General features: G+C 38.7%; 15 protein-coding genes and 1 pseudogene. 6 read left to right on the top strand and 10 right to left on the bottom strand.

Going from position 1 to position 24,810, the window contains the following annotated elements:
- Positions 1 to 63: 63 nt before the first annotated feature.
- From PRUB_RS25235 to PRUB_RS25220, 4 genes are all read right to left on the bottom strand, one after another.
- Entirely contained in the window at positions 64 to 828 is a 765-nt protein-coding gene (locus tag PRUB_RS25235) for a substrate-binding periplasmic protein (protein ID WP_010380906.1), read from the bottom strand.
- A gap of 398 nt (positions 829 to 1,226) precedes the next feature.
- Positions 1,227 to 1,487, bottom strand: a complete 261-nt coding sequence (locus PRUB_RS25230) for a hypothetical protein (protein ID WP_010380905.1) — start codon at positions 1,485 to 1,487, stop codon at positions 1,227 to 1,229.
- 7 nt (positions 1,488 to 1,494) lie between these two features.
- Positions 1,495 to 2,727: a UPF0149 family protein gene (locus PRUB_RS25225; RefSeq protein WP_010380903.1), complete on the bottom strand. Its 1,233-nt coding sequence runs from the start codon at positions 2,725 to 2,727 to the stop codon at positions 1,495 to 1,497.
- 782 nt (positions 2,728 to 3,509) lie between these two features.
- Positions 3,510 to 3,824, bottom strand: a complete 315-nt coding sequence (locus PRUB_RS25220; protein ID WP_010380901.1) for a hypothetical protein — start codon at positions 3,822 to 3,824, stop codon at positions 3,510 to 3,512.
- 194 nt (positions 3,825 to 4,018) lie between these two features.
- Here PRUB_RS25220 and PRUB_RS25215 point away from each other — a divergent pair, with 194 nt between their 5' ends.
- From PRUB_RS25215 to dndE, 6 genes are all read left to right on the top strand, one after another.
- Complete coding sequence (locus tag PRUB_RS25215) at positions 4,019 to 4,186, top strand: hypothetical protein (RefSeq protein ID WP_010380898.1); 168 nt, start codon at positions 4,019 to 4,021, stop codon at positions 4,184 to 4,186.
- Complete coding sequence (locus PRUB_RS25210; protein ID WP_010380897.1) at positions 4,161 to 6,215, top strand: DNA phosphorothioation-associated putative methyltransferase; 2,055 nt, start codon at positions 4,161 to 4,163, stop codon at positions 6,213 to 6,215. The genes PRUB_RS25215 and PRUB_RS25210 overlap by 26 nt, the downstream gene beginning before the upstream one ends.
- 106 nt (positions 6,216 to 6,321) lie before the next feature.
- Positions 6,322 to 7,407 (top strand): DNA sulfur modification protein DndB, encoded by a 1,086-nt coding sequence (dndB, locus tag PRUB_RS25205; protein ID WP_040645631.1) that lies wholly within the window; start codon positions 6,322 to 6,324, stop codon positions 7,405 to 7,407.
- Positions 7,404 to 9,032 carry a DNA phosphorothioation system sulfurtransferase DndC gene (locus PRUB_RS25200; RefSeq protein ID WP_010380893.1) on the top strand — a complete coding sequence of 543 codons (1,629 nt, stop codon included), beginning with the start codon at positions 7,404 to 7,406 and terminating at the stop codon, positions 9,030 to 9,032. The genes dndB and PRUB_RS25200 overlap by 4 nt, the downstream gene beginning before the upstream one ends.
- Positions 9,029 to 11,020: a DNA sulfur modification protein DndD gene (gene dndD / locus PRUB_RS25195; RefSeq protein ID WP_010380891.1), complete on the top strand. Its 1,992-nt coding sequence runs from the start codon at positions 9,029 to 9,031 to the stop codon at positions 11,018 to 11,020. Before PRUB_RS25200 ends, dndD begins: the two co-directional genes overlap by 4 nt.
- A complete protein-coding gene (gene dndE, locus PRUB_RS25190) occupies positions 11,020 to 11,367 on the top strand; it encodes a DNA sulfur modification protein DndE (protein WP_010380889.1) in 348 nt (115 codons plus the stop codon). Before dndD ends, dndE begins: the two co-directional genes overlap by 1 nt.
- Before the next feature lie 60 nt (positions 11,368 to 11,427).
- Here dndE and PRUB_RS25185 read toward each other — a convergent pair whose 3' ends face one another.
- The 6 genes and pseudogenes from PRUB_RS25185 to dptF all read right to left on the bottom strand — a co-directional run bounded on the left by PRUB_RS25185 (position 11,428) and on the right by dptF (position 24,700).
- The gene (locus PRUB_RS25185) at positions 11,428 to 12,606 is read right to left on the bottom strand and encodes a DGQHR domain-containing protein (protein ID WP_010380887.1); all 1,179 of its coding nucleotides are present in this window, start codon (positions 12,604 to 12,606) and stop codon (positions 11,428 to 11,430) included.
- Entirely contained in the window at positions 12,606 to 13,100 is a 495-nt protein-coding gene (locus tag PRUB_RS25180) for a hypothetical protein (protein WP_155946411.1), read from the bottom strand. The genes PRUB_RS25185 and PRUB_RS25180 overlap by 1 nt, the downstream gene beginning before the upstream one ends.
- Positions 13,101 to 13,611: 511 nt before the next feature.
- Positions 13,612 to 14,483, bottom strand: a pseudogene (locus PRUB_RS25175) (phosphorothioated DNA-binding restriction endonuclease).
- A complete protein-coding gene (gene dptH / locus PRUB_RS25170; RefSeq protein ID WP_010380876.1) occupies positions 14,480 to 21,796 on the bottom strand; it encodes a DNA phosphorothioation-dependent restriction protein DptH in 7,317 nt (2,438 codons plus the stop codon). Before dptH ends, PRUB_RS25175 begins: the two are co-directional and overlap by 4 nt.
- Complete coding sequence (gene dptG / locus PRUB_RS25165; protein WP_010380874.1) at positions 21,777 to 23,090, bottom strand: DNA phosphorothioation-dependent restriction protein DptG; 1,314 nt, start codon at positions 23,088 to 23,090, stop codon at positions 21,777 to 21,779. Before dptG ends, dptH begins: the two co-directional genes overlap by 20 nt.
- Positions 23,087 to 24,700: a DNA phosphorothioation-dependent restriction protein DptF gene (gene dptF / locus PRUB_RS25160; protein WP_010380872.1), complete on the bottom strand. Its 1,614-nt coding sequence runs from the start codon at positions 24,698 to 24,700 to the stop codon at positions 23,087 to 23,089. The genes dptG and dptF overlap by 4 nt, the downstream gene beginning before the upstream one ends.
- Positions 24,701 to 24,810: the final 110 nt, after the last annotated feature.

The raw sequence follows: 24,810 nt of genomic DNA, 5'->3' as shown, positions 1-24,810 counted from the left end.
TTGGCGACTGAAGTATCAAAATTGATGGTTGATATCATAGCAGTCATAACTGCCAAATCCGCGTTATTGGTTTTTGTTTGTGGTCGCCCAGTGGTCTCTGATTTTCTGATAGCGGCCAGTCTGAACCAGTTGTTTCAGGCTGCTATTGAATTCGTCTCTGAGTTGTTTGTCTGTAAACGCAACATAAAACCAGAGCGGGTTATTCTCAAAAGGTAACAATACTTTACCCCACTGATTGTTAATGTGCACCGAAGATGACTGGTTAAGTTCAGACAAATGCCAGCGCAGCAAAGTATCATCAATGAGGATCACGTCACATTTGCCATTCAACCATTCAATCACTTGCTCCCGTTGCTTTGAAAATTCCAGATAGTCTTCTTTACCTGCCACAATTTTAGTGAGCTCAAGGTGTTCTGACGCATTTTGCCACGCACAGATGCTGTGCCTGGCGAGTTCCTGCATTGAGGTCAGAGTGAATCCTGGATCGCGGCTGTGAATGGCATAGTTACTATAAGAGATAAATGGCACGGAATAATACAAGCCAGGTTGAGCACGAGACATTTCGACCGCGACATCTATGTCACCCCGTTCGAGTAAACGCTGCATCCGTTTAATAGATACAAACGAGGTTTTGTATTGCCAGCCTAAAGGCGCCGCTGCCTGTTTAAATAGCTCAACACTGATACCAGAGCCACTGCGTTCATCCACATAGGGTGGACGACTCAGGCCAAACCCCACCACTAACTCTTTGGAAAATGCAGTATGACTAACCAGCAACAGATATAAAATGACGGCTATACCAGTCAGAGACTTACAGCGCTCCAGCATACAACAATCGAACCTTTTCAATAACTCAATCCAAATTTGAGTCTAGCATAAATTTACACACCTCCCTTTCAACCCAACTATTCTGGTTATCGGGTACGGCGGTTAAAGCCCGTTCTGCCACCAAATTAACGCCGCCAAATTAACGCCACAAATAACACTGCCCACGGTCATCCCCTACCCTGACACACGGTCATCCCGTGCCTAGACACGGGCACTGTTTACAGACAACTCAGCAGCTGAGTATACCGTGATTGTTCAGGCACAGATGTTTATCAGAGGGTGATGTGAAATGTTATCAATTAGGAAAGGCTGACAAATAAACCGGGTCGCTGAAGTCATGAGTGATTGGGCAGCCAGCGTTCGCACTCAAAACCTTCCTGCAAGCAAACCAAAAATAACTAGGGTTGATTATTGGGATCTGCACGCCATTCGTAGTTACGGGCATTACTCAAGCCTGGATTCGGCGCTGTTTGCACATGCCCAATGGTCAAGGTACCCGCTTCATGCAGTGTGAGCATGGGATCGCCTTTTTCTAAAGGCCCTTTTTTTATACAGGGAGCGCTAAATAACTCTGTGCGCACCACTTGCTCAAAAGGCTGCTCTGCCCAACGCTTTGGCTTAAACACATTGACCAGTGCAGTCATAAATGGAGTGAGCATCAGACGATTACTTCTGTCGCAGCCAGAATAAGCTTCCCTCTACACTCAGCCAGGCTTTTTTACCGCCCGCCTCAAGGTAATAATCGACCTCTTCTTCACTACCCGGCGTGTAAGTATCAAGACAAGGTTTTGCCTTTTTCTGCCCGGTCGCTATCATCTGAAAATGACTGTTGCGATCCTTAAGGGCTTTTTTGGCTTCGCGGCTGTGGGATGTATCTCCCTCTGTGGCATACAACATCAGGGCGTGTGCCGCCTGAGTAAATGTTGAGTACTCGCTAAACTGGCCCAAACAGTCTCTTAGCTGTGCCCAGTCCTGCATAACAATAAAGCAATTCAGCAATAAATACCGGTTGCCCTGGTTATCATTGGGGTTTAGTTTGAGCAGATCCTGCAACTCTTCAGCAGCTTTATCAGCGTTGCCATAACACAGGTTTAAATGTGCCCGCTTAGCACGCAGCATCATATAAGGCCGTGTCTCATGCATTTTCCAGAAAACCCCCATGTTTTCAGTTCTAAAATCAGGGGTGATCATGTTCTCTTCAAACCGTTTAACCAGACTGTCGAACTCCGCAATCGCAGCCTCATCGTCGCGATCTAAAACTTCTTCCAGCATGTCGTTAAACACTTCATGGGCCTGCTCAAGCATTTCTTCATCGGTAATGCCATACTCGCCCAGCACTTCAACCATATCGTCTGCAAAACGCATGGCATAAGCCGTATTGGCGACATACGTTGGGATCATACGGCGCTGTTTTAACAGCACTTTAGTAAAGTCCCCGCAGTCGTCTTCAAACTCTTTTTTGGCCTGCTCATAACTGGTAAAGCCACGCAGAATTTCTTTCAGCCACTGTAACTGCTGACGCTGCTCTGCATTGATATGCTCTGTATTTATCCAGGTGAGCGCACGCAACATCCCCATGCAATAAAGCGGTAAGGGTTTGCCAGCGCTCAGGCTGTCTTGCGGATCCGTTTTAGAAACTACGCATTGCTTAGGTAAGGTATTTTCATCTCGAACCATTCTGCGAAAGCACAAGGTATAGAAATCCATCACCGCTTCTAATTGCTTAGCATGTTCAAGTGTGTAGTGACCAAATAAGTGCTCAAGCCATTCGCTTGGCAAAGGGGGCTGCAACGCAACACCCAGCCCCATTAAATATCCTTCAATGTAAAGAATATCTGGCTGGAGCTCACTATTTGCCGAAAAGGCTTTTACAGCTTTTTTAATCAACTGAATAGACATAGAAAATTGTTTTTGCATGAGTTTAGTGTGTTATACCGCCCAGCAGCGCGAAGGTAAAGGCATTAACCATTAAATAACAGCTGTTATACAAAAAAACCGGTTGTTCGCTCATTAAGTATGCACTTATGCAGCGTTAAAGATGGCTAGCCTTGTATAACCACGACAAAGTACGACATAAAAAAAGCAATGCCACACAGGGAGCCTGGCATTGCTATAAAGGCCATCTGAATTTCCAGATGGTTCACATGAGACCGGAATCAACAAACACCCGATTTGTTAAAAAACCTATGGCGTAGATCGCATAAGCGGCGAGCATATACGCTCAGCTTTGTGTAACTCACAACCACAAAGACATCGCTATCATTTAGCCAAATAATGAGTGCGTAGTAATCCGTGTTCGCAAAACCAGACCTGTAATCTGCTTATCACCATTACATTCACTTGGGTACCACGCTATTGGCAGGTACTACAGTCGCACAGCATCTACAGCAAAAGCAATTACAGACGATTACAATGTAACCACATAAAAGGTACAAGCAAAAGCCTGACGGCATTAGATTTTGGTCGTATAGTGCACACTATTCATGTTGGCCAGGCTGTGTGTATTCAAAGTGCATTGCGATACCAGGCGCACCTATTCGAAGGGAGTCAAAGGAGTATCTCCCGCGGCAAGGAAAGTAGGGAAATAAAAAAGCATAAAAAAGGCCGCTTACGCAGCCAAAAGCTCAATTAAAATAGTTACTTAAATTCAGCCAGCGGGCAATGCCGCCAACATGCTGTTATTAATTATCTGTACAAGTAACTGTTTCAATTAACTCATAACAACGATTTTTTGAACCGCTGTCTTTTTGAACCCACTTAGTGCCACCGGCATAGCGAGCAAAAGTAGACTCGTCTTCACCACACTTAGTGGTAAAACGAACCGCATCATCAAACCCATTGATATGGCAATAACCATATGCATTGTAGGCAGTCGCCCATACATCCAACTTTACTGAGCTGTTGGCATAAACACCCACGTTATGTAGCACCACTTCTCTGGCCGCAGAAGAAAACGCACACGTGCTAAGCGCAACAGCAATAATCAGTTTTTTCATTTCTTAGTCCTTTCACTTATTTTTAGAGTTTCATTAACGGGTAATTTGCTACCCAACCTGATGATAAAATGTACTGATTGATTTTTTGCTTCATTATTGTGAATAAAGAGTTACCAAACTCTACAAGAGAACTTCAACCGCGCTATGATTTTTAGCTGGCTTTGCTATGATGCTAAAACACATAGGAGCAACCCATGACACACAAAGGCCACTGGCTCACCAGCAAACAAACACAAAAGCATTTAAAGATCAGTGGCTGCGAACTGATGCATCGCCGCGAACGTGGTGAACTTAAATTCGAGAAGCGTGGCAGGGCTTACTATTACTATTTTGAACATGTCGACCTCTCTCAGCTTTCCTGAATATAAGGCGCAAATCAAAGCGCTTAAAACTGGCAAGGTATTACCCAGTGCTATTTACCTCCATAAGAGTGCGTTAGAGACTGCCCTACCCGCACCGTTAAAAGACTTAGTTTTTGAGGCGATTGAATTCCTTCAGTTGGATCAGCCCTGGAATGTGCTCAAGCTCTTTAAACGAGACTTAAAGTTTACCTTGCTACATTATCCAGACTTTGATAGCTACGCTTATCCAGCACTATATGCCAGCACAACGGTAGATGTAATCGCACAATCCGTAAAATGTACCGACTATACCAAGTCTGCAAACCCACCTATTTTGCACCGTAAAGAAACCTTTGTGCTTCCGTCACACCCAGGCATCGATACATTCAAAGCCATCACGGCGGAAGGCGAAGCCATTGGCCTGTATGAAAACACCAAAACCATTGGCTTTAAGCAACAGTGTGAAAAACTGATAAAGCGAAAAGGCTATAAGCTGGACGAACAAGGAAGACTTCAAGCAGTTCAAGAGCCAAAAGAATGTGCGCAGCAAGCGTCTAAGACCCCAAAAAATAGCATTCAGCGCCACCTAACCGCGATTAACCGAGATCGATTATCGGCTCCTTTCCAAAAACTAGCGAAATTTGGCTATTTAGCTGGCGATCACAGCATCTTAGATTATGGCTGTGGTCTTGGTGATGATACAACAGAGCTTGAAGCGCACGGCCTAAACATTAACGCCTGGGACCCGGTTCACCGGCCAAATGGCAACAAAGTACGAAGCGATATTGTAAACTTGGGCTTTGTTTTAAATGTGATTGAAGACTACCCTGAGCGGGTAGATACCCTGCGCCAAGCCTTTGAGCACTGTAACAAACTCCTTGTTGTGTCTGTGATGCTGACCAATTCCTCGGTGCTTAAACAGTTTAAGCCTTTTAAGGATGGTGTGATCACCAAACGCAATACCTTTCAAAAGTACTACAGCCAAGCGCAGATCCGTGAGTTTATAGAAGACACTTTGCGCGTAAAAACAACGCCCTTTGGCCAAGGGATCATCGCGGTATTCAAATGCCCGGAGCTTGAAGAGCAGCATCACGCGGAACTGCAATTTCGAAGCTTTAACTGGCAGCATATTACCCAGCGCCCTACTCCGAAGAGTTTACCCACCGCAGCAAAGCAATCGCTGTTTGAAAAACACAAGCCGCTATTTGAAGAGTTTTGGCAATACTGCCTACACTATGGCCGCATTCCTGCTAACGAAGAATTTGAACAAAGCGATGCACTACGCGCACTTATAGGTAGCCACAATAAAGCCTTTGCGCTATTGCAATCTCAGTACGACCAACAAGACATGACGCTTGCCAAAGACAAGCGCAAGCAAGACCTCCTTGTGTATTTTGCACTGAGCTTATTTGGTAAACGCCAGGCCAAAAGCCACTTACCAACCCAATTAATGCGAGACATAAAAAGCCATTTCGAGAGCTTTAACCAGGCAATTGATTCAGCCAAAGCACTACTCTATTCAGTATCTGACACACACCAAATAGGACAAGCCTGTCATGATGCCTATGCAGAGCTGCAATTAGGCGAACTCATTGATAGCCATAGTTATATTTTGCCAAGAAGCTACCTAAACCAACTGCCCGCCATCTTGCGCGTGTATGTTGGCTGCGCCGCCCAGCTGTATGGCGATTTAGACGACATAGACCTCATCAAAATCCACATGCGCTCGGGTAAAGTCACCCTACTTAAGTACGACGACTACAACAAAAAACTCCCGCTACTCACAGAGCGAATTAAAGTAAAACTACTAGAGCAAGACATAGACTACTTTAACTACGGCACCGACTACCCGCTGCAACCTTTGTACAACAAAATTGACTTTCTGACGCCTGGCACCAAAGAGCACAAAGCCCAACAACGCTTTGATAAAAAACTGGCAGACATGCTCAAAGGCGTACCAAAAGCAGAATGGCCCAACTGGGACATTCTGCAAAAAGTGTTTGAGTATTGGGGAGTTGAGTTTAGATGCAATAGGTTTTGTAAACTATAAAACCAGCCCATTATTGATTTAATATCAATAAAATTAGAATCCATGATGACAAGTAACGTAATGTACGTAATAATATTACGTACCACTCATTATTACGTAAAGCAAAATGGGCAACATAGATACTAATTATTGCTACAGCTTCCCGGCTGTCCGCGGTCAGCAAGCAGGTAAACCTTTTTACATAGCTACTTGCCCACTTCGAATAATTCCAAAAATTTTCATGTATGACGAAGAAGAAGTGCCAGCAGAACTACGCTCGCAACGAACGCTTAATAAAAGCCGCATTCCTGAAATGACGCGCTACCTTTTAGATTCACCTGATGATTACGTATTTTCAGCTCTTACTGCATCAGTGGGTACCGATGTGGAATTCAAAAACTCCGACGAAAATCCAAATTTAGGCACGCTTGTAGTACCCATGGATGCCCAAATATTAATCAATGACGGCCAACACCGTCGTGCAGCTATTGAAGAAGCAATAAAAGAAAACCCTGAACTTGGCCAAGACAACATTGCGGTTTTATTTTTTGTCGATGAAGGCTTAAAACGTAGCCAACAAATGTTTGCAGACCTTAATAAATACGCTGTAAGGCCCAGTTCATCTCTAGCCACGCTTTATGATCACAGAGATCAAGCTTCAGAGATTGCCCGCTACCTTGCTATGAATGCAAAACCTTTTATTGGCTTCACAGAGTTTGAACGTTCATCAGTCTCTGTCCGCAGTAATAAGGTCTTCACTTTAAGTGGCATAAAGCAAGCAAATCGCACACTGTTCGGAAAAGGGTCAAAAGAAGGCTTTAGTGAAGAAGAAAAAACAAAAGCGGTCGCTTTTTGGAACAAAGTGAACGACAATATGCCCGAATGGCAACAAGTCCAAAATAAAACTTTGTCAGCACCGGAGTTTCGCCAAGAATTTTTAAGTGCACACGGTATTGGGCTTCAAGCTATAGCGAATGTTGGTCACTACATCTTAGAACTAGAAGAAAATGAGCAAAACCAATTATTAGCTAAGCTCGGCAAAATTAATTGGCTAAAATCAAACCCTGCATGGTCAAACCGCGCAATGCAGCACGGTAGACTCTCTAAAGCTGTATCAAATATTTTCTTAACAGCAATGCAGATCAAACGCGAGGTCGGAATTACGCCTACGCTCGAAGAATTAGAGAAAGAAAACAAGTTACTAAACGCATGAAGTTAATACACCAACACGACTTGGAAGAAGAGTACGTAGATTTTATAGAAAGCGAAAAGTTTTCAGGTCGTTATTTAAGTGAATTTATTGCAGACACACAACGGGTTTACCTTGCTGATACCCGCCCATGGGTTATTGGCTACAGTGGTGGTAAAGACTCATCAGCAGTGATGGCGCTCGTTTATATGGCGCTATTAGGTTTAGAGCAAGAGCAACGTCATAAACCTGTATTTGTAGTAGCTTCAGACACACTCGTAGAGACACCTGTGGTTGTAGACCATGTAAATAACTCGCTAAAAGCAATCAACGATGGTGCTAAGCGTGATAACTTGCCGATTACAGCACACAAGGTCACACCAAAAACCGACCAAACCTTTTGGTCGAACTTACTAGGTAAAGGCTACCCTGCACCCACTCGTAATTTCCGTTGGTGTACAGAGCGCATGAAGATTGACCCTGTAAGCACCTTTATTACCGAAAAAGTCAGCCAATACGATGAAGTCATTGTTGTATTAGGCTCTCGCTCGCAAGAAAGTGCATCGCGTGCCCAAGTAATTAAAAAGCACAAAATTGATGGCTCTGATCTCGCAGTACACACCACCCTTGCAAACGCATTTATTTATACCCCTATCGACACATGGCACGTTGATGATGTTTGGAAAATCCTGCGTTTATGCCACTTAAAACAAGAAGAAACACCGTACGGCCCGCGTAATAAGTGGATAGATAAATACGACCTAGAATGGGAAAACCCATGGGGTGGTAAAAACTTACTGCTTTGGAACCTTTACAAAGACTCTTCTGGCCAAGGTGAGTGCCCGTTAGTCATCGACGAAACAACACCATCGTGTGGTAACTCACGATTTGGTTGTTGGACATGTACCGTAGTAACAAAAGACCGTGCAATGGAAAGCCTCGTAGCGAACGGCGAAACATGGATGGAGCCATTACTTAAATACCGTAATATTTTATCGCGTAGTACGTCACCCGCACTTAAAAAGAAATACCGTAACCATATTCGCCGTAATGGCCGCTTAGCGTTTAAAACCCTAAAAGAAGATGGCGAAAAAGTATTACTCGACGACTACACTACAGGCCCATACCTGCTTAAATATCGCCGCTTTATGTTACACGTTTTACTGCAACTACAAAAAAAGCTCGAAAAGCATTTAAGTGGTCAAGCACTGATCACTATTCCAGAACTTCATGCTGTGCGCCACGAATGGTTGAACGACCCTAACGAGCCTGATTGGGATGATTCATTACCTACCATTTTTAAAGAAGTGTATGGCTACGACCTTGATTGGACAATGGATGACGCCACGCAATTTAGCCGTGAAGAAAGCCAGCTACTAAATACCATAGCACCTAAGCACGGTATTTCACCGCACATGGTTAAAAAGCTTATTGATATTGAAACATCAATGAGTGGTCTAACACGCCGCACAGGCATATTTAATAAACTTGGCCGATTAGTACAGCAAGACTGGGAATCTGCCGAAGAAATTATTGAAGAACATTTAGAAAGTCGCCAAAACCAAATGCGCCAATCAAAAGAAGTAAAAGTAATCTCACAAGAGCTTGATGACTTAAACAAGCTACTTGCTAAAGAGGGCTTATCATGATTTTTAAAAGCCTAACACTGCACAATTTTCGTGTATTTAACCAAACCATACGGATAGACCTCACACCAAAAAAAGATGAGTTTAACGATAAGCCCATTATTTTATTTGGCGGTTTAAACGGTGCAGGTAAAACCTCTATTTTAACGGCCATTCGTTTAGCCTTGCTTGGTCGCCGTGCACTTGGTAATGCAGTGCATAAAAAAGACTATGCAACCTTTTTAAGTGAGCAAATAAATAAAAAAGCGCTTAAAGATGATAACCAAAGCCAAGCCAAAGTAACGCTTGAGTTTACCCATACACACCAAGGCCAACACAACGCTTATGTTATTGAGCGCACGTGGGCAAGTAATGGTGATGAAGTTGTCACGCTAAGTGAAAACGGCAAACAGGACCAAACCCTTAATACAGAGCAAGTTCAAAGCTTTTTACATGAACTTGTACCACCGGGCATTGGCGACTTATTCTTTTTTGACGGTGAAAAAATTGCTGAGCTGGCAGAAGACGACACCGGCACCTATTTAAAAGAAGCTGTACAAAAACTACTTGGTCTAGATGTAATCAATCGCCTTGGTGATGATTTAGATATTTACATTAAACAAATTACCAAAGACAAAGCATCGGCTAGTACAGTACGTAAAATTGCCGAGCTTGAAGAAGAGAAAAAACAACTTCTTAAACAAGCCAATGCTGAGCGCGAACTCGAAGCCAGTATTCAAAGCGAGCTTGCGGGTATCAATACTCAAATTGAGCTGATCGAACATAAAATTGAATCGCGAGGTGGCGCTTGGGCTAGAACCAAGTCGCAAGAAAAAGCCCGTGCCGATGAGTTATTAAAACAGCAAACCAAATTAAACACCTCAATACTAAACGAGCTTAGCAGCGAATTCCCAATGGCATTAGCGCCAACAGCCATGCAAGGTTTAATTAAAGAGCTTGAAAGCGAGCAACAAATAAAAGCAAAACGCGCCTTTAACGAGCAACTTAGCCAAAATATGCAAGGCCTAGAAGCCGCACTTCACCAGCAGTTTGCAGATAATGCATCTGATATATACAAAGAGGTAAATAGATACTTTGCACAATTAAACGCAGGTGCTGCGCTTGAAGTGTTAGAGCTCGATATATCAGATTCTGACTTTGCTGTTATTAAAGCGCAGTTTGAAAGTGCAAACTCAGCTAAACAAACCATTGCAGACCTTGCTGAAGAGCTTAAGGCTACAACCATTGAATACGAAAACCTGTCGTTAAATATTCAACGTGCCCCTGATGAAGAAGAGCTAAGCGCCCTTTATACATCGCTGCGTGAATTAGATGCGCAAAAATCAGCACTTAAAACTAAATACACAAACCAGCTTTTAAAAGCTAAAAAGTTAGTTGAACAAGCACTTGAAAACGCAAAACGCCTAGAAAAACTCTATGTAAGCCAAAAAACTGAAAGCTCAATTACTAAAGCGGTTACTCGCGTTGATGCAACCAATGCTGCGCTTACAGAGTTTGCTAATGAGTTAACTCAATTGCGTGTTATGCAACTTGAAGAATTGTTTGCTAAGTCTTATAGAAAACTAGCGCGTAAAGAAGATTTAAAACTCAGCGCAAAAATAGACCCAACCACCTTCGATGTTAATTTGGTTGATCAAGATGGCATTACCATTAACCGTAAATCGATGTCGGCGGGTGAAAAGCAAATTTTTGCTTTTGCAATTCTAGAAGCGCTTGGCAAACTTTCGGGTAAAGTGCTGCCAGTGGTAGTTGATACCCCGCTTGGCCGTTTAGACTCTAAACACCGTAATAAACTGATTAAACATTACTTCCCAGAAGCTGGCGAGCAAGTGATTTTACTTTCAACCGATACCGAGGTAGATCAAGACTACTTCGATATTATAGCAAGCAAAGTATCACATGCCTTTGAGATTGAGTTTGACCAAGTAACTAAGTGCTCAACGCTTTCAGAAGGTTATTTTTGGGCAAGTAAAATTAAGGAGGCCGTATAATGCTACCGCAAACCATGTGGCTTAAAAAATCAGTTGAAGAGCAACTGCAAGCCCTAAAAGCCAATACAGGAATTACACCCAATGTAGCCGCACGTATCGCTTTTTTTCGTTCGGTTGAAAGTGGTTTTATGTTTGATAACACAACTGAGTACAAACTTTCTGGCAGCTTAAAGCTCGATAAATTCACTTGGCTGGGCAAAACCCAGCAAGTGACAGAGTTACTGCTAAAACAGCGCTATCCTGAATACTCTGATAAAGAATTACAGATGGCGTGGGCAGCGCATGTTGAGAATGGTACACCCTCTATTAGAACTATTAACAAATTAAATGATTTGACCAAAATTTAACTCATATATGCATAAATTTAAATTGTACTAGTTCTATCAAAAAGAACTAGTACAATTAAATTACAATTCTAAAGCTAGATTTTCATATACCATATCGTAAATAACTTTTACTGTTTTAGATGTTGGATCAATTGTTTCAAATTCATTTTCATCAAGAGCTCCACCATCAAGCATTTCATAGTATTCATCACTAGTTATTATTCTATCTTCATCAACTCCTTCAATTTTACTTATCTCTTGCAAAATATTTCTGAGAATTCTCATTAAAGCTATAAATCCAATAGTCTTATTTAACGCTGACCTCTTATTAGTTTTGTCCCAGGCATTAGGCCAAAGTGTTTCAACAGCAGTAAAAAAGTGATTTATATTGGCAGCAATTACAGAATCTTTATCCTTCATAAAACTCTTCCTAAAAGGATATTTATTAAAATCTTCAATTCCAACCTTCTCTAGTGTTGCTCCGGCTGCAAGTTTTCCGCCTTTAGATTTAGCTAAATAATAGTTTCTGTCACTTTTTTCATCATGTGTAATTAGTTTTAATAAGTTTTGAACAAAAGCAGCTTGAGTTAAAAGCTCATTTTCTACATTTGGAGTTGCAACACCTAACCGCTTTATACGTTTATAGAATGGTCCAGCTTTACTATTTAAAAGTACCGCTACGTCATGCGCCGTTTTTTCAGGACTTCTGGAAATTGCAAGCGACTCTAAATCATATACCAAACTTCTATTTACTTTTGTTTGAGCTAAATTGACTGTAGCAAATATATTAGCTTGTGTTGAAATGTCTGCATCTACAAATATAGTGACTAGTAACTCAAAATTTTTCTTTGCATCATCTTCATCTAAAAAAACTCTATTTGCACTATCAAAACCCGCAATCCTGTGTTGGCCATCAAGTATCTTAGCTAAATGCCTCTTATCATCATCTGTTTCATAAGCTATTGTGAATTCTGATGTCTTTTCACACCAACTAGCAGACTTTTCATTTATAGAAATAATAATAGAGTTAGGAAATGTTGCATCTACACTTGTTACATATTTGTTAATTTTCTTAACTCTAGTTTCGTTCAGAGGCCTTTGTATTCCAATAAAATCATCTAGTTCTCTAGAGCCATCGTCTGATAAACGCCTAACATCAGAATAAGTAATTTCACTTAATGTCTTTGCATCAATGACACCACAATAAAAGTTACCAATAGGCTGCGTTACTTTAAGCGCTTTTATTACTATATTTTCCATTAAGCTGCCTCCTGCGTTGCATCATATTCTTTTGACAATTTATCATATTGATTCTTTCGAATGTTCTTATACTCACCGGTACCTAAATGATTCATATAGGACGCATAGTACCAGATACATAGTGAGACTAAATAAATTGCCCAAGCCCAATAACCAAATTCAAAGTTAAATAGTTCATTTGCAGGACTAACTGAGTATTGATTTTTTATTATCACTCCAATCCGGTAATAAGAAAATGCAAACAAACCTGCAATTGTTGATACTAGTGTTACAGGGAGTATTAAACCGAAATAAGGTAGTTTATTTTCTTTCTTATACTCATGATCAGACTTCACATAACGGTATAATAAAAAATAGAAAGGAGTTATTAGCGCTGATGTTAAAAGAAAAACTTCTCCCCCTTTTACATTCGAAGCAAATGCTTCTATGAAAGTTTTGTCTAGCAAGACTATTCTTAATAGTGAATCGAAGATAATTGGTAAAAAAGCACCCATTAGCATCCAAAAACATTCAATAGCCGCTATTTTATGAACTTCAACTCTATTAATGGTCAATTTAGACAAAAGCTCTAAAGCATTTACACATGCCTTTTCAAACCAAGATTCGTTTTTCTCTTCGTTCAGAGGTAAGTTTTCACTCGATGTATCTACAACCTTTTCCGAAGGTAAAATAGGTTGTTCGAGTAAGGTAAATAGCTCATCTTTACCTCTCCCCCCCCCTCACTTTTAAAGTATTTCTTTGTCATTTTCGCGCTTTTTATATTTGCGTTTGAGCAGTGAACTCTTAATTTAACTCTTACAACTGAAACCGGATTTTCTGCACCAAAATTATAATAATCATTATCAATTATATGCTGATAAATTTCTCCATAAGTGGACGCCCTATTCATATCAATAAGAGCCTTACTTATGGCTTCGACTATCGTCACTAAACACCTCCAAACTATCCTTTTAAAACTTTTTAATAAGTATTTAATTCAAAACTTTTGATCTTTTACAAAATTTATTAACTACAAAAAACATTTTCAAAGTGCCACTGAAAAAAAGTACTAAACGGTAAATAATCTTTTTGACGCGGTAGCTGTATTTGCTTAGTGTCAAAATTCCAAATCAATTGTTCAACCACTCCATCACCATTAACCGCACTTGAAACTCTAACCCTCATTTCAGGGGTAATTGTGATAGCCCCTTTATCTAGCGCTTTATGATGAATAGAACACAGAGCTAAGCCATTATTTACAGTGCATGGGCCGTTAAATTGTTTCCATTTAATATGTGCAGCTTCAAGTGCAAAAAATCATCGTTTAACCGCGCATCAAAGCCACAAATAGCGCATTTACCGTTGTAGGCATTGAGCACTTCACGCCTAAAATTTGGGTCACGCTTTTGTACTTGCCGAAAGGTAAACTCTAAGCCAAGTTGTGACGTGATTTCTGGAATAATGCTTTCAGGAAAGCTTTCACTTAAAATGGTTTGCAAAAGCTCCATTGCTAATTGCGTATCATTTTTCAGCAGCTGGTAAGCCGCATTGTTAAAGCCACCCATTACCCCATACTTGATTAACTCAGATTTAGGTGGATCTGTATTACTTTTTCGTGGCAAACACTCTTCGGCATTATCTAAGCGCCAAAACCCATCGTTGATTAAACGCCAAAACGGGTATTCTGGATGAACAACTTTTCGAGCAGGGCCAAAGCGTTTTAGTAAAAGATGTAAGTCTTTATCTACTTCATCTTCGTAACTGAACATTTGGCCATGACCTTTAATGTAATTCGCTAACGCATAAGCCATCATAAGTGGCTTGTTGGGCGCGCGCTGATCAGCACGGCTCCAACGCTTTACACCGAGCACAGCCGCACGTAACTCATTGGGTGTCATGATCTTTCACCCAATGCGGTTACCTGCACCTTTTTAGCACCTTGTTTTATTTGCCCTTCTTTATCGACATAAAGACCAACTGAAATACATTCACCTTTTTGCAGCGTTGCAAGTTCATTAGCCCAATATTTTTTACTTGTACCGGGTACTGCTTGCTCGAGCAATTTCGCATAGCTGTCAGCTTCTGTCTCTGCTGGTGCAAAAAATAGCTTATGCGCAGCTTGAAACAAACGGTCTTGCTCTTCTTTTTTCAGGTTACTGAGTGTTTGTGTCGCTAAAATAAGTGACAGGCCATACTTACGACCTTCTGTGAGCATTTTGGCCAGAGGGCTATCGAGGCGATGATCTAAGTTTTGCACTTCATCTAATACAACGGGTAACGGTTTAGTTTTATTACCATGTAAGCACGCATGAGCATATAAATCCCAAAGTATAAATTCGGTAGAAGCTCGCCATACATCTCTTGAAAGATTGGCCATTTGAATTAATCGACAAACCGACTCGTTGTCTTCAAATATTGCCTGCCATCCGTTTTCATTATCTTTACATGCAAAAATATTCGCTTTTACAATTGGCATAAGCTTATTTGCAAGTTTTGCGCCTGTCGCATCATGCTCTTCGAGCTCTTTAAGCATTTTATTAAAGTTATAATCAGCACCATACAGCTCAATGCCCTCTTCAATCACCCTTATTAAGGTTGGTAATTGTTGCTCACCAATACTTGAGAAGACTGAGTTAAAAACAGAGGCTACACGGGTTGCAACATCATGTACTTTATCTTTGAGCTCAATGCCTGCAATCACACTTTTTTGCTTTTTAAATGGGTTTAAATCTATGGGGGCATGTACGACTAAATCAGTTTTAGGGTTAACTAACTGCTTAAATTCTTTCTCTAATTGTTCTGGTAAAAAGCCATTTGTGTAGTCTACGACTAATGAATTTACATGCACTCTCGCAAGCTCACTTAAAAGCGCCTGTATACAATAGGTTTTACCTTGCCCTGAACGACCAAAAACAATGAGGTGCCTATTTGCGAGTGCTTTATTACCATACTCCCAATAAATATCTTCATTAGTATTTAAGTCTCGACCTATAAGTACGCGAGTGCGCTCAATGTTAAATGGCTCAACATTACCTTTAATGCTACTTAGGGTACTTATTTGCTCAGGTGCTTGAGGTGCCTCGATGTCAAAATTTTCTAAAGTGTGGCTTTCTTCAACATTAATTTTGCCATCAAGTTTTTTACTTTGTTGCTCAGTCTCTGACGAATCAGCTTCGGTTTGTTCACGTTTGGTTGCATTAGCAACTTGGCTTAAAACACGTTTTACAACATGATCGTAGACGCAAATTATTGCTTTAACCCATTCAACTGCTCCGGCATTTGAATCGGTAACAAGCAATGCTTGACGGCAAAAATCTGCTAAGCCCTTTTCTTGTAACTCAACTTTTGACACTAAGTTTTGAACAAAATAAAGGTTTAACCCGAAGTCGCCACTATGGACTTTTAACAAAGAGATATAAAAGTATTTGTTTAATTGGAGTTCTAGCTTACGGTTTAAGTATGTCTGTAAGCTTTCTCCTTCGATGATGTCTTTTTCTCTTTCAATAAATACAGCGGCATGCTGCATAATTTCTTCGATGTTATAGCCTTTGAAAGCATTATCAACATGAGAATAATGGGTTTCATCTATACGGACAATGACACCTTCAGTTAATAAAATATCCATATAAAAGGCTGCATGGCCTAATGAATTACTGCGAATTCTCGCTGCGACATCGTGCTTATTTAGTGGGCTTAAACTATCTTTAAACACACTGACTAAAACTGACCGTTGTGAAGCTAGACTAAATTCACTGTTTAAACTTACCGTATCAGCGCCAGATTTACCATTGAAGTAAATACCAGCAGTTTCACCAAATGTTCTAACCACATAGCGTATAACAAAATAGTCATGGACAAAGCGAGTTTGGTCACAAATATCTACAGATAAATTCACTGCATCTCTATTTGTATGCTTATATTCTTGTAGTTTTGATTTGACGGTAGTCAAAATATACTGAATATCTTGGTCACTGATATGCAAATAGCATAGGTGCCTATAAGTACCACGACCACTTTGATAAATTAATTCACGATCACAGCCATTGGCAATACCTGGCTCAGGTCGCTCAAGCAACATTTCATTTGCACTAATGCCTTTTTCTTCCGCTTTCTGTTGAAGCAATTGCCATGCTGCACCATTTGGAAAATCTAGCAATGTATTTGCAATAGCCTCAACTTTAGGTAGTTTTAGCGGTTTAACGTTTTCGTTTACTAACTCAAGGTGGCCACTTTCTTGCCATCTTAATATTTGATTTTCAGCTACCGCCAAATCAATATCAGCAGTTTCATGCAAATACCAAATAAAGTCTTCAAGCGGTGCTGGCGACTTGTTAGCTATCCAAAATTCGTTAAAAGTGTCTCTAGATAATGATGGGTTTGTAATGTATTGAATTTCGTTTTCTTCAAGGCCACAGCAAAGTTCTAAAAACATATAAAACTGTTTTTGGTTGGTAAAACTGTGCCTTAATTGAGGAAATAAAGGCTCACGCAATTCACTCAAATTTGACTGCACAACTGCTTTAATGACTTTTTGAGATACGGTTAATTTAGAAAGAAAGCTCTTTTTGGCTTTGACTTCTAATTGTCTAATACGCTCTCTTGTTACATCGAAGTCTTTGCCTATCTCTTCAAGTGTTTCACTCTGGGTGTTTATGCCTAATCTACGAGTGAAAATCTGTTTATCACGCTCTTTAGCTGATTCTAAATAGCTTTGTAAACTATTGCTTAACTCTGTTTCTAAGCGTGCCAAGTCAATATCATAATCTTCTATTAATAATGTGACTTCAACGCTGGCCGCTACCGCAAATGTATCCTCAGCTAACTTTTTTTTAAATTCATTAAATTTTGCAAGCTTACCTTTACCAAAACCAGTTAACGCTAACATTTGAGCGTCTTTTAACTCGGTAACTTGCTCAACTGTAATTTCTTCACCAAATGAACGAATAATAAAGTTTGAGAGCGCATTAAATTCTTGGTCAATTAGTAAGTCTTTAAGTAATACAACTCTTGCTTTGGCTTTTTTTTGAATTGGATTGTTGAGAAAATCCTTTAACTTATAGAAAGGCAATAAATAATTATTATCGTTGTTAACTAAACCTAAGAAATCACTTTCGGTAAGTGCAAACAGGTCTTCTTTCGTTAAATTACACTGTAAGCATTCGCACAGTAGAGTAATTAATTCATCAAACTCTTCTGGATAGTCAAACTGCGCATTCCACGAAATTTCTGTTTCTTCGCTGCTTTCTATATCGCTAATTTCTATATCATTGTTGTATTCACTATCAAGTTGCAGAGCTTCAATTTCTTTGGCGTTAATATCTTCATTAAAATCGTTGCTAATAACCAACGGCTCAGACTTTAATAATTTGGGCTCGGTAGCAAATAATGTGTACTTGCTTAACTCAGGCAACTCTTGGCTAACAGTTAATTTTTCATTTATTAATTCAATTGAGTTACTTTGTAGAAAACGCATCCAGCCAAATGAAATCTCAATTGTAAGTATGTTGGTTGCTTCATCTACTTTAGGCTTTGTCCTTGCTGTTTTTAAGTCGTTTTTGAAGGCTATAGCAAAACCATCAACATAATCTTCGACATCACATAATTCAAACTGACCTTGCTGGTAACTCTCTTTATTATCCACGAGTTTTTCAAAGTAACTCTCTGGAAAAAGCTTATATAACTCAAACCGTTCCACCTGAGCGAACACGTGCTGAACAAATAGAGTTCGGTATATTTGCGCTTTTAAATCATTACCAGAGAGTAACTCGCTCATAAACGATTTTAATTCTACAGCTTGCGCTATTGCTTTACTGAAGTCATTCCCTGTTTCGCGTGTTTTTACTTCAAGTGAGAGCAAGTACATTTGGTTTTGTTTGAATCCAACAATCAATAAATCATCGCTCATCACTTTATGCTTTTTATTCTGCAAACGAGCTGAAAAATCAGACTCAGATATTTTTAATCCTAAATTGCCTGTTACTCTAATTAATTCAGCAATAGATAAAGGGACCCACGTAATGTCACTTTTAGCCAAAAGGCCTGAAACGAATTTATAAGCAGCAACAATACCTTGCTTCTCTTTCAATTGGTTTTGAACACTGACAGTTTGCGGTTTGCTCACTGCTTTAACTACATCTAGTAACCATTGACCACTAATTGCATTAAATGAATTAACCAATTCTGTTGAGGTTTCTTTCAGCAAGCCGCGATACAAATCCGTTTTAGTAGAGATAGTAATCGCATCATAGCCAGTACAATTTGTGTATTTATCTGAATAATGGATCAGAATAGTATCTTTATCATCAAAAAACTCTAGCGTTACTTTTGGATCGACAATGCATGTCCATATACTCGATGAATAAATCGAATTTAATGACTGCCTGAATGTATCTTTAACAGCCAATGCTGGAACAATAGAGGGATTATAACTCGCGGTATTATCGCGAAAAGGCTTAAACAAGCTATTGTATTTCAGTGCAAATCTTACTGGTGCGCTTAGCTGCTCAAGCCCTTTAATACCAAAACCAGTGTAATAGTTTTCATTTTCTAGATACGAAGCTTCACCTGCAATTAAACCATTACAACCAACACCAGAATTGGCGCTATTTGCAGCTTTGTCGACAAGCTTAACTTTTTCATTGTTTTTGAAAAAGGAAATGTGAGCATAAACATAATCTTCTTGATTAACCTTCTTACTGTAAATAAGTTTACTTTTTACAAGATTTATCAAAGAATCAGTTTCGTCTACTTTTTCGCTTTCTTTCTTTCGTACTAGCTTTCTAAGTAAATTAATATCTGTGGACTCAGTAAATGTATCAAACGCTGTGTTGTGCAGCCTGTCATCATACAGAGTGATATGAATTCGAAGTGCCTTTTCCTTATTTCGGCGATAGTAATCTATTATGCCTTCAAACACATATTCATTCTTTTGGTTATGTATTGAGTTTATTAGTACTGGCGTACTTTGATTTCTCTCAAATAACATGTTGAAACAACCGATGAAATCATGAAGCTTTTCTTGTACTAACTTAGCGACATAACTTTGATTACTTTGCTTCTGAGGTACTATTTGCAACCAGAGTCTATTTGCTGAAGCTGGCTTGCTATATGCGTAGTCATAGTTAGCATCATAAACAACAGGAAGAAGACCTGCTGGTGTCAATTTATCAATGGTTACTTTTGGCAGCTTGCCTATCACTTTATTGCCGTCATTATTTTGCTTTACTAGTTGCAATAAATAACTCAACACCATAGGGTGAAAAGGCGTCAACCAATCTGTCGTATCTTCTTCTTGCTCAAATTTCCCATGGTACATGCCCACTTTAACTAGGGCTTTATGATGAGTAGATAAGGAGCTTTCTGGAATACTACTTAAGGCTGTTTCAAAGTGCTCAAGTAAGCTCTCAACTATTGTTTGTAATTCTTCGGGCCAGCTTGTTAATGACAATATGGTATTGTTAGTCGAAAGCCAGTTATAAAGAGTTTGATATGCTTCAGCTAAATTGGCGTTAATATCTTTTAATTCAACTAGCTTGAGCTGCTCATCTGTAGTTTGGTGCTTATAAAGTAAATTACTTTCTATAAATTCAGCTTCTATCCTACATAAGCCTTTTGCGCTTACAGAAAGCTCTTTCTCTTTACCTGCGTAAACAACACGTTGAGTATCTGTTTTATAATTTGCTTGACCATCTAAACTATAGATATTGTTTATTCGACTCTCATCAAGAATACTCGGTAGTTTAATTTTTCCTAAACTGGCTTTACCAAACAGGTGTACTGGTAATTCATGAAATTCATAAAAAAGAGTCGCTGTGCTTGCGGTTTCAGCTTCAAGTAAAGGTAAGAAGTTTACTTTTCCTATTTTTAGTAAATCTACTTTTGAGTCAACGGCTGATACATCAAGGGCTTCATTTAAATCTTCATAAAATACAAGCGGCTCAGTGACATTATCTAGGTTTACCTGCCCTTTATTACGATTAAACTCTATTGTCATTTTTTCCCATATGTTTATTAATGGGAGTGTATTTTTGGGGATCAACAGAATATTAAGTTGGATCTTTTCAGGGCCACTCGTGCGGTTTAACTTAATTTGGAATAACTTAACGCTACCATCATAGTTAAAGTTAGTTGTCAGAATGCTATATTTTTCATGATTGCCGATACGTGGTTCTAACCTGCTTAACGCATAATCACCGACCACTTTAACTTCATCCATTTTAAGTAAAGTGTCGCCTTTATTGTATTTAACCTTTATTTCCAGCGGGCCTGCTTCGGCTTCAATCAAAATACTATTGACTTTGCATTTTGCATCATGGGCTTTGATATGTTTATGCTTTTGACCATTTACTTCTAATTGCTCAAAAGTGAGTTTTCTTGTTTTGTTATTTTCTATTTCAGTCTCTAAAGCACTAAACTCAAGCTCTTTCCATTTATCACCCTTGAGAAAATTGTCTTTTGTAAATTTCTCACCAAAACCTAGCTTTTCAAATTTTTCTTTGGCGCTATTTTCATCAAGGTGATCGTTTTTGATTGCCTCTATCTCTGTATAAAGCCTGCCATTTTTATTAATGTCATTTTTAATCGCTTTTCTATCAGTGAAATCTAATAAGCGACTATCTTGAAAAAGACCGTGCTGTTGGAATTTTGTTTCATTATTGATTATAGAGTTATATAACGCTTCATAACCAAATACACTTAAATTTTGTTCTTCAACGTCACGCTTTTGCTTCTCTGCAATAGCTTCAATGACATTTGTATGTTTGTGCTTTTGAGCTAATTTATCCAACTGGTTTTGTACATACTCAGGTGTAAAAACGCCATCGCTTACACTTATATCCTGACAGCTTGTTAGTATTGTCTCTAGAGCACTATTATGTATTACGAATAAGCTTGTATTTTCGAGGTTATTGATCGCATCTCTTACATTTGCAATAAAATCTTCGCTATAAGTATCTTTTTCTTTTGCCGCACTATCATGCAGCATAATAATCAACTTTAACCCACATTCAGCTTCAACAACTGGTACTGTGACATCGTCTATTATTAATGAGCTATTTTTTGTATTCAAAACACCTAGTCGCGCATTAAATAATTTTTTGGCTTTATCAGGAACAGAACACACATAATGGAATTTCGTTGAACGAGTATTACCAAGTTCAATACTTTCAAGAAAAAGCTTTAAGAGAAACGACTCAAATGGTACTTGTGACATACACTGCATCCCCACTATCACTTAATTTAATTACATTTCCGATATTTTCATAAATCGCTAAAAGTGCTTGTTTAGATTTGAGATCGAAATAAATCCCACGCTCATTAAAGCCTTCAACTACATCATCGATTAATAGCTTTTTCTTATTTCCAATAATTAGATTCGTGATAAGTAATACTGTCTTAGTTGATAACTGGAAGTACCAACCACCAGCTCTGCCTTTATTGACTTTAAAGTTACTAGCAAAATTAGTTGTTGCAGCAGTACAAACCATTTGATTAGCTCTGTAACGCTCTGACTTTTTGTTATTTTCTTTAAAAATTTCTTTATGATAGGTCAACCCATCATTTATAGCGTCTTCAAAAGAGGTGCGATTTCCAGCAAAGTGAATATTAAACTCATTACAAAATGAGGAATTCAATTCGTTTATTTGGTCAATAAAAACTTGTTCATGGGCTTGTTGACTTACAGCCCAAAGAGGTTCGGTTGCAATTAACTCTAAGTAACCTAAATGAGGAAAAATATCATAACTAGCTCCTACATCTTTTTCAAAAACCCTTTTGTAACCTTTTAAAAATGTAAAGTGTCGTTCTTTACTTGCTTTTTCTCCTTCTAAGATAAAGTACATTTCCTGACTGGTTGGCTCACTGAAACGTAATTTAGGAGAATATAAATGAAGTGATAACTGAGTAATGTATAAAAAGGCGTATATCTCTATAAGATGTTCCATTGACTCATTGAGTAATTCAGGCCTCGCGCTAATAAATGAAAAATCTTCTTGGCATTTTTTTGCTAAAAACGGCAAATATGGAGCCTTTGATTTAATTTTTACAATTTCATTACACAATTGCTTAGCAGTATTATTTACTATCTCTTCGAGAAAATTATTGCCTATAAAATCTACATTTTCAGTAGTTAAGCCGCACAGCATAGCATCAAACACATCTACCATTGTTTTAGTTCTGGCATGTACTTTTTCGCTATTTATAAGCCTAGAGTATGGTGTAATTTCAAAAGACTCAGTATTTTCAAAGTAAACTTTTTCAATAATTGTAGCTAAATCTTTTGTATGCCTATTCTCTTTAATGTCTCTTAATATATTTTCATAAAACTCTTTTCGTGTCTGTATATTGCATTCAAGTGAAAATATATTTCGGCATAAGCTTTTATAAACAATATTCCAGTTCAAGTTTTGTGCTGTAGGTAAACTAGGACCTATTGGGAGATAACGAGCTGCGTTATTTTTATAGTTACTACTAACCCTATTTTTTGATTGAATTAAATGTTCATTCATTTGAAGTCACCTACCACTGTGTAGCCTCTACGACTCTTTTTTGCTTCAGCATAGAAAGTACCTTGCGCTTTTTTATCTATAATTCGCACTTCCTTAGCCTTTGAAGTAGCAGCGATTAACTCAGATATAAACTCTTCGAGTTTTGTGTACTCATTATGCAAGTTTCTGTTTGGCAAGTACCCGTTTTGGATATTTCTTATGAGAGTAAATACTTTTATATCAAGGTTTAAAGTAACAGCCTCATCGCCATTAACTAAAAACCGTATTGGCATTATATCTGGAGCTTTTAGTTTATTTTCCTCTAGCCAATCGAGGTCTATTTCCGCTTCTATTTTGTTACAAATAGCAAAGTCTTTTAGTTCTCGACTGATCACAAAGCCACTGACATCGGTATTAACTTTTCTATTTACATAGTTAGCTACATCAGCCAGTAAATTTTCTTCTAAAATACCGATTAATAAATCTACCTCTTCCTCGTTAAACTCACTTTTAATAAGTATTTCATAAAGAGCGCAGTAACTTTCTAAGACTTCATTATTAATTAAATTGTTTAACTGACTTTCAGGATAGAGGTCACCTAACTCTTTATTTAAAACCCACGCAAACCTAATTAGATTATTTTTGCTTAGCTTACAACCAGCCATTTTTTGAAGATAGTTAATGCTTTCAAGAGTATTTTCACTTAACGAACCGGTTGCTAGCGCGAGTAAAAAGCTATCAAGCTTTTGGCTACTGGATTGGAGCGGGTCTTGACCAACTATTTTTTCCGAAAGCTGGTTATCTAGGCACGTGAAAATATTACCAATTATTCCGTCATCATTTTCTGTTGTGATTAATTGATAAATAAAATCAACAAAAAGTCTAGGGATTAGAAATTGCTCATCATGCAACCTAATCAGGCCAAATAAGTAAACAAGCGCACTTTGAAATTCTGACAAACTTATTATTTGAAAGTTATAAGCTATCTGATTTTCTTTCTCTTTTTCTGAAAGATATAATTCGTAAAATGGATTAGAGTCACATTCTTTTGTTAAGTTTTTTAAGTAAGAAAAAACAAACTCAGATTTCACACCGCCTTTATCGAAATGCAATCTTGGGTAACTTTCAAAATCATAAAAATATGCATTCTCTATTTGATACCCTTTTTCATGTCTATTTTCTAAAAATTTAGAAAATAGCACTTTAATGTCGCTATGCTTATCAGAGCCAAACTTAATAAACTTTTGGAACATACCAATATTAATACCGACAGCGAGTTTATGTTGTTGTTGCTTCTGTTCATCAAACAGCTCATCAAGGCTTTCAACCGCTGTACCGTGTTGGGTTTTTCCATGAGTGGCATCTAAATGAAATACTACATCTTGAAATTCGGGTTTATTACAAAGCCGAGTTAGGATTTCTGACTTACCATCCCCTGAGCTACCACACAAAAACAAGAGGCTACCTTCAGGGCTATCAAGTAACAAAGCTTCAAAGTCAATTGCAATTTGAGGCTTAATGTATAAGTACTCTTTATATTTGTAGTCTTCAGGTTGTTCACCTGTTCTTAGAGTGGATACTGAATAAGGTGAAGACTTAGATAAAACACTTAAAGCTTCTTTTAAACGCATAAAATTCCTGTCTTTGAGAGTTTCCTATCCATTGTTTCGCTTGTGGGGCCGACTGGCGTTCCTAATATCTAAAACTTTCCTACTATATCATAAGGTTATGTTTGGTTGTT

Origin of the sequence: Pseudoalteromonas rubra, assembly GCF_000238295.3 — a bacterium.
Classification (GTDB): domain Bacteria; phylum Pseudomonadota; class Gammaproteobacteria; order Enterobacterales; family Alteromonadaceae; genus Pseudoalteromonas; species Pseudoalteromonas rubra.
This window is presented reverse-complemented; position numbering and strand designations above follow the sequence as displayed.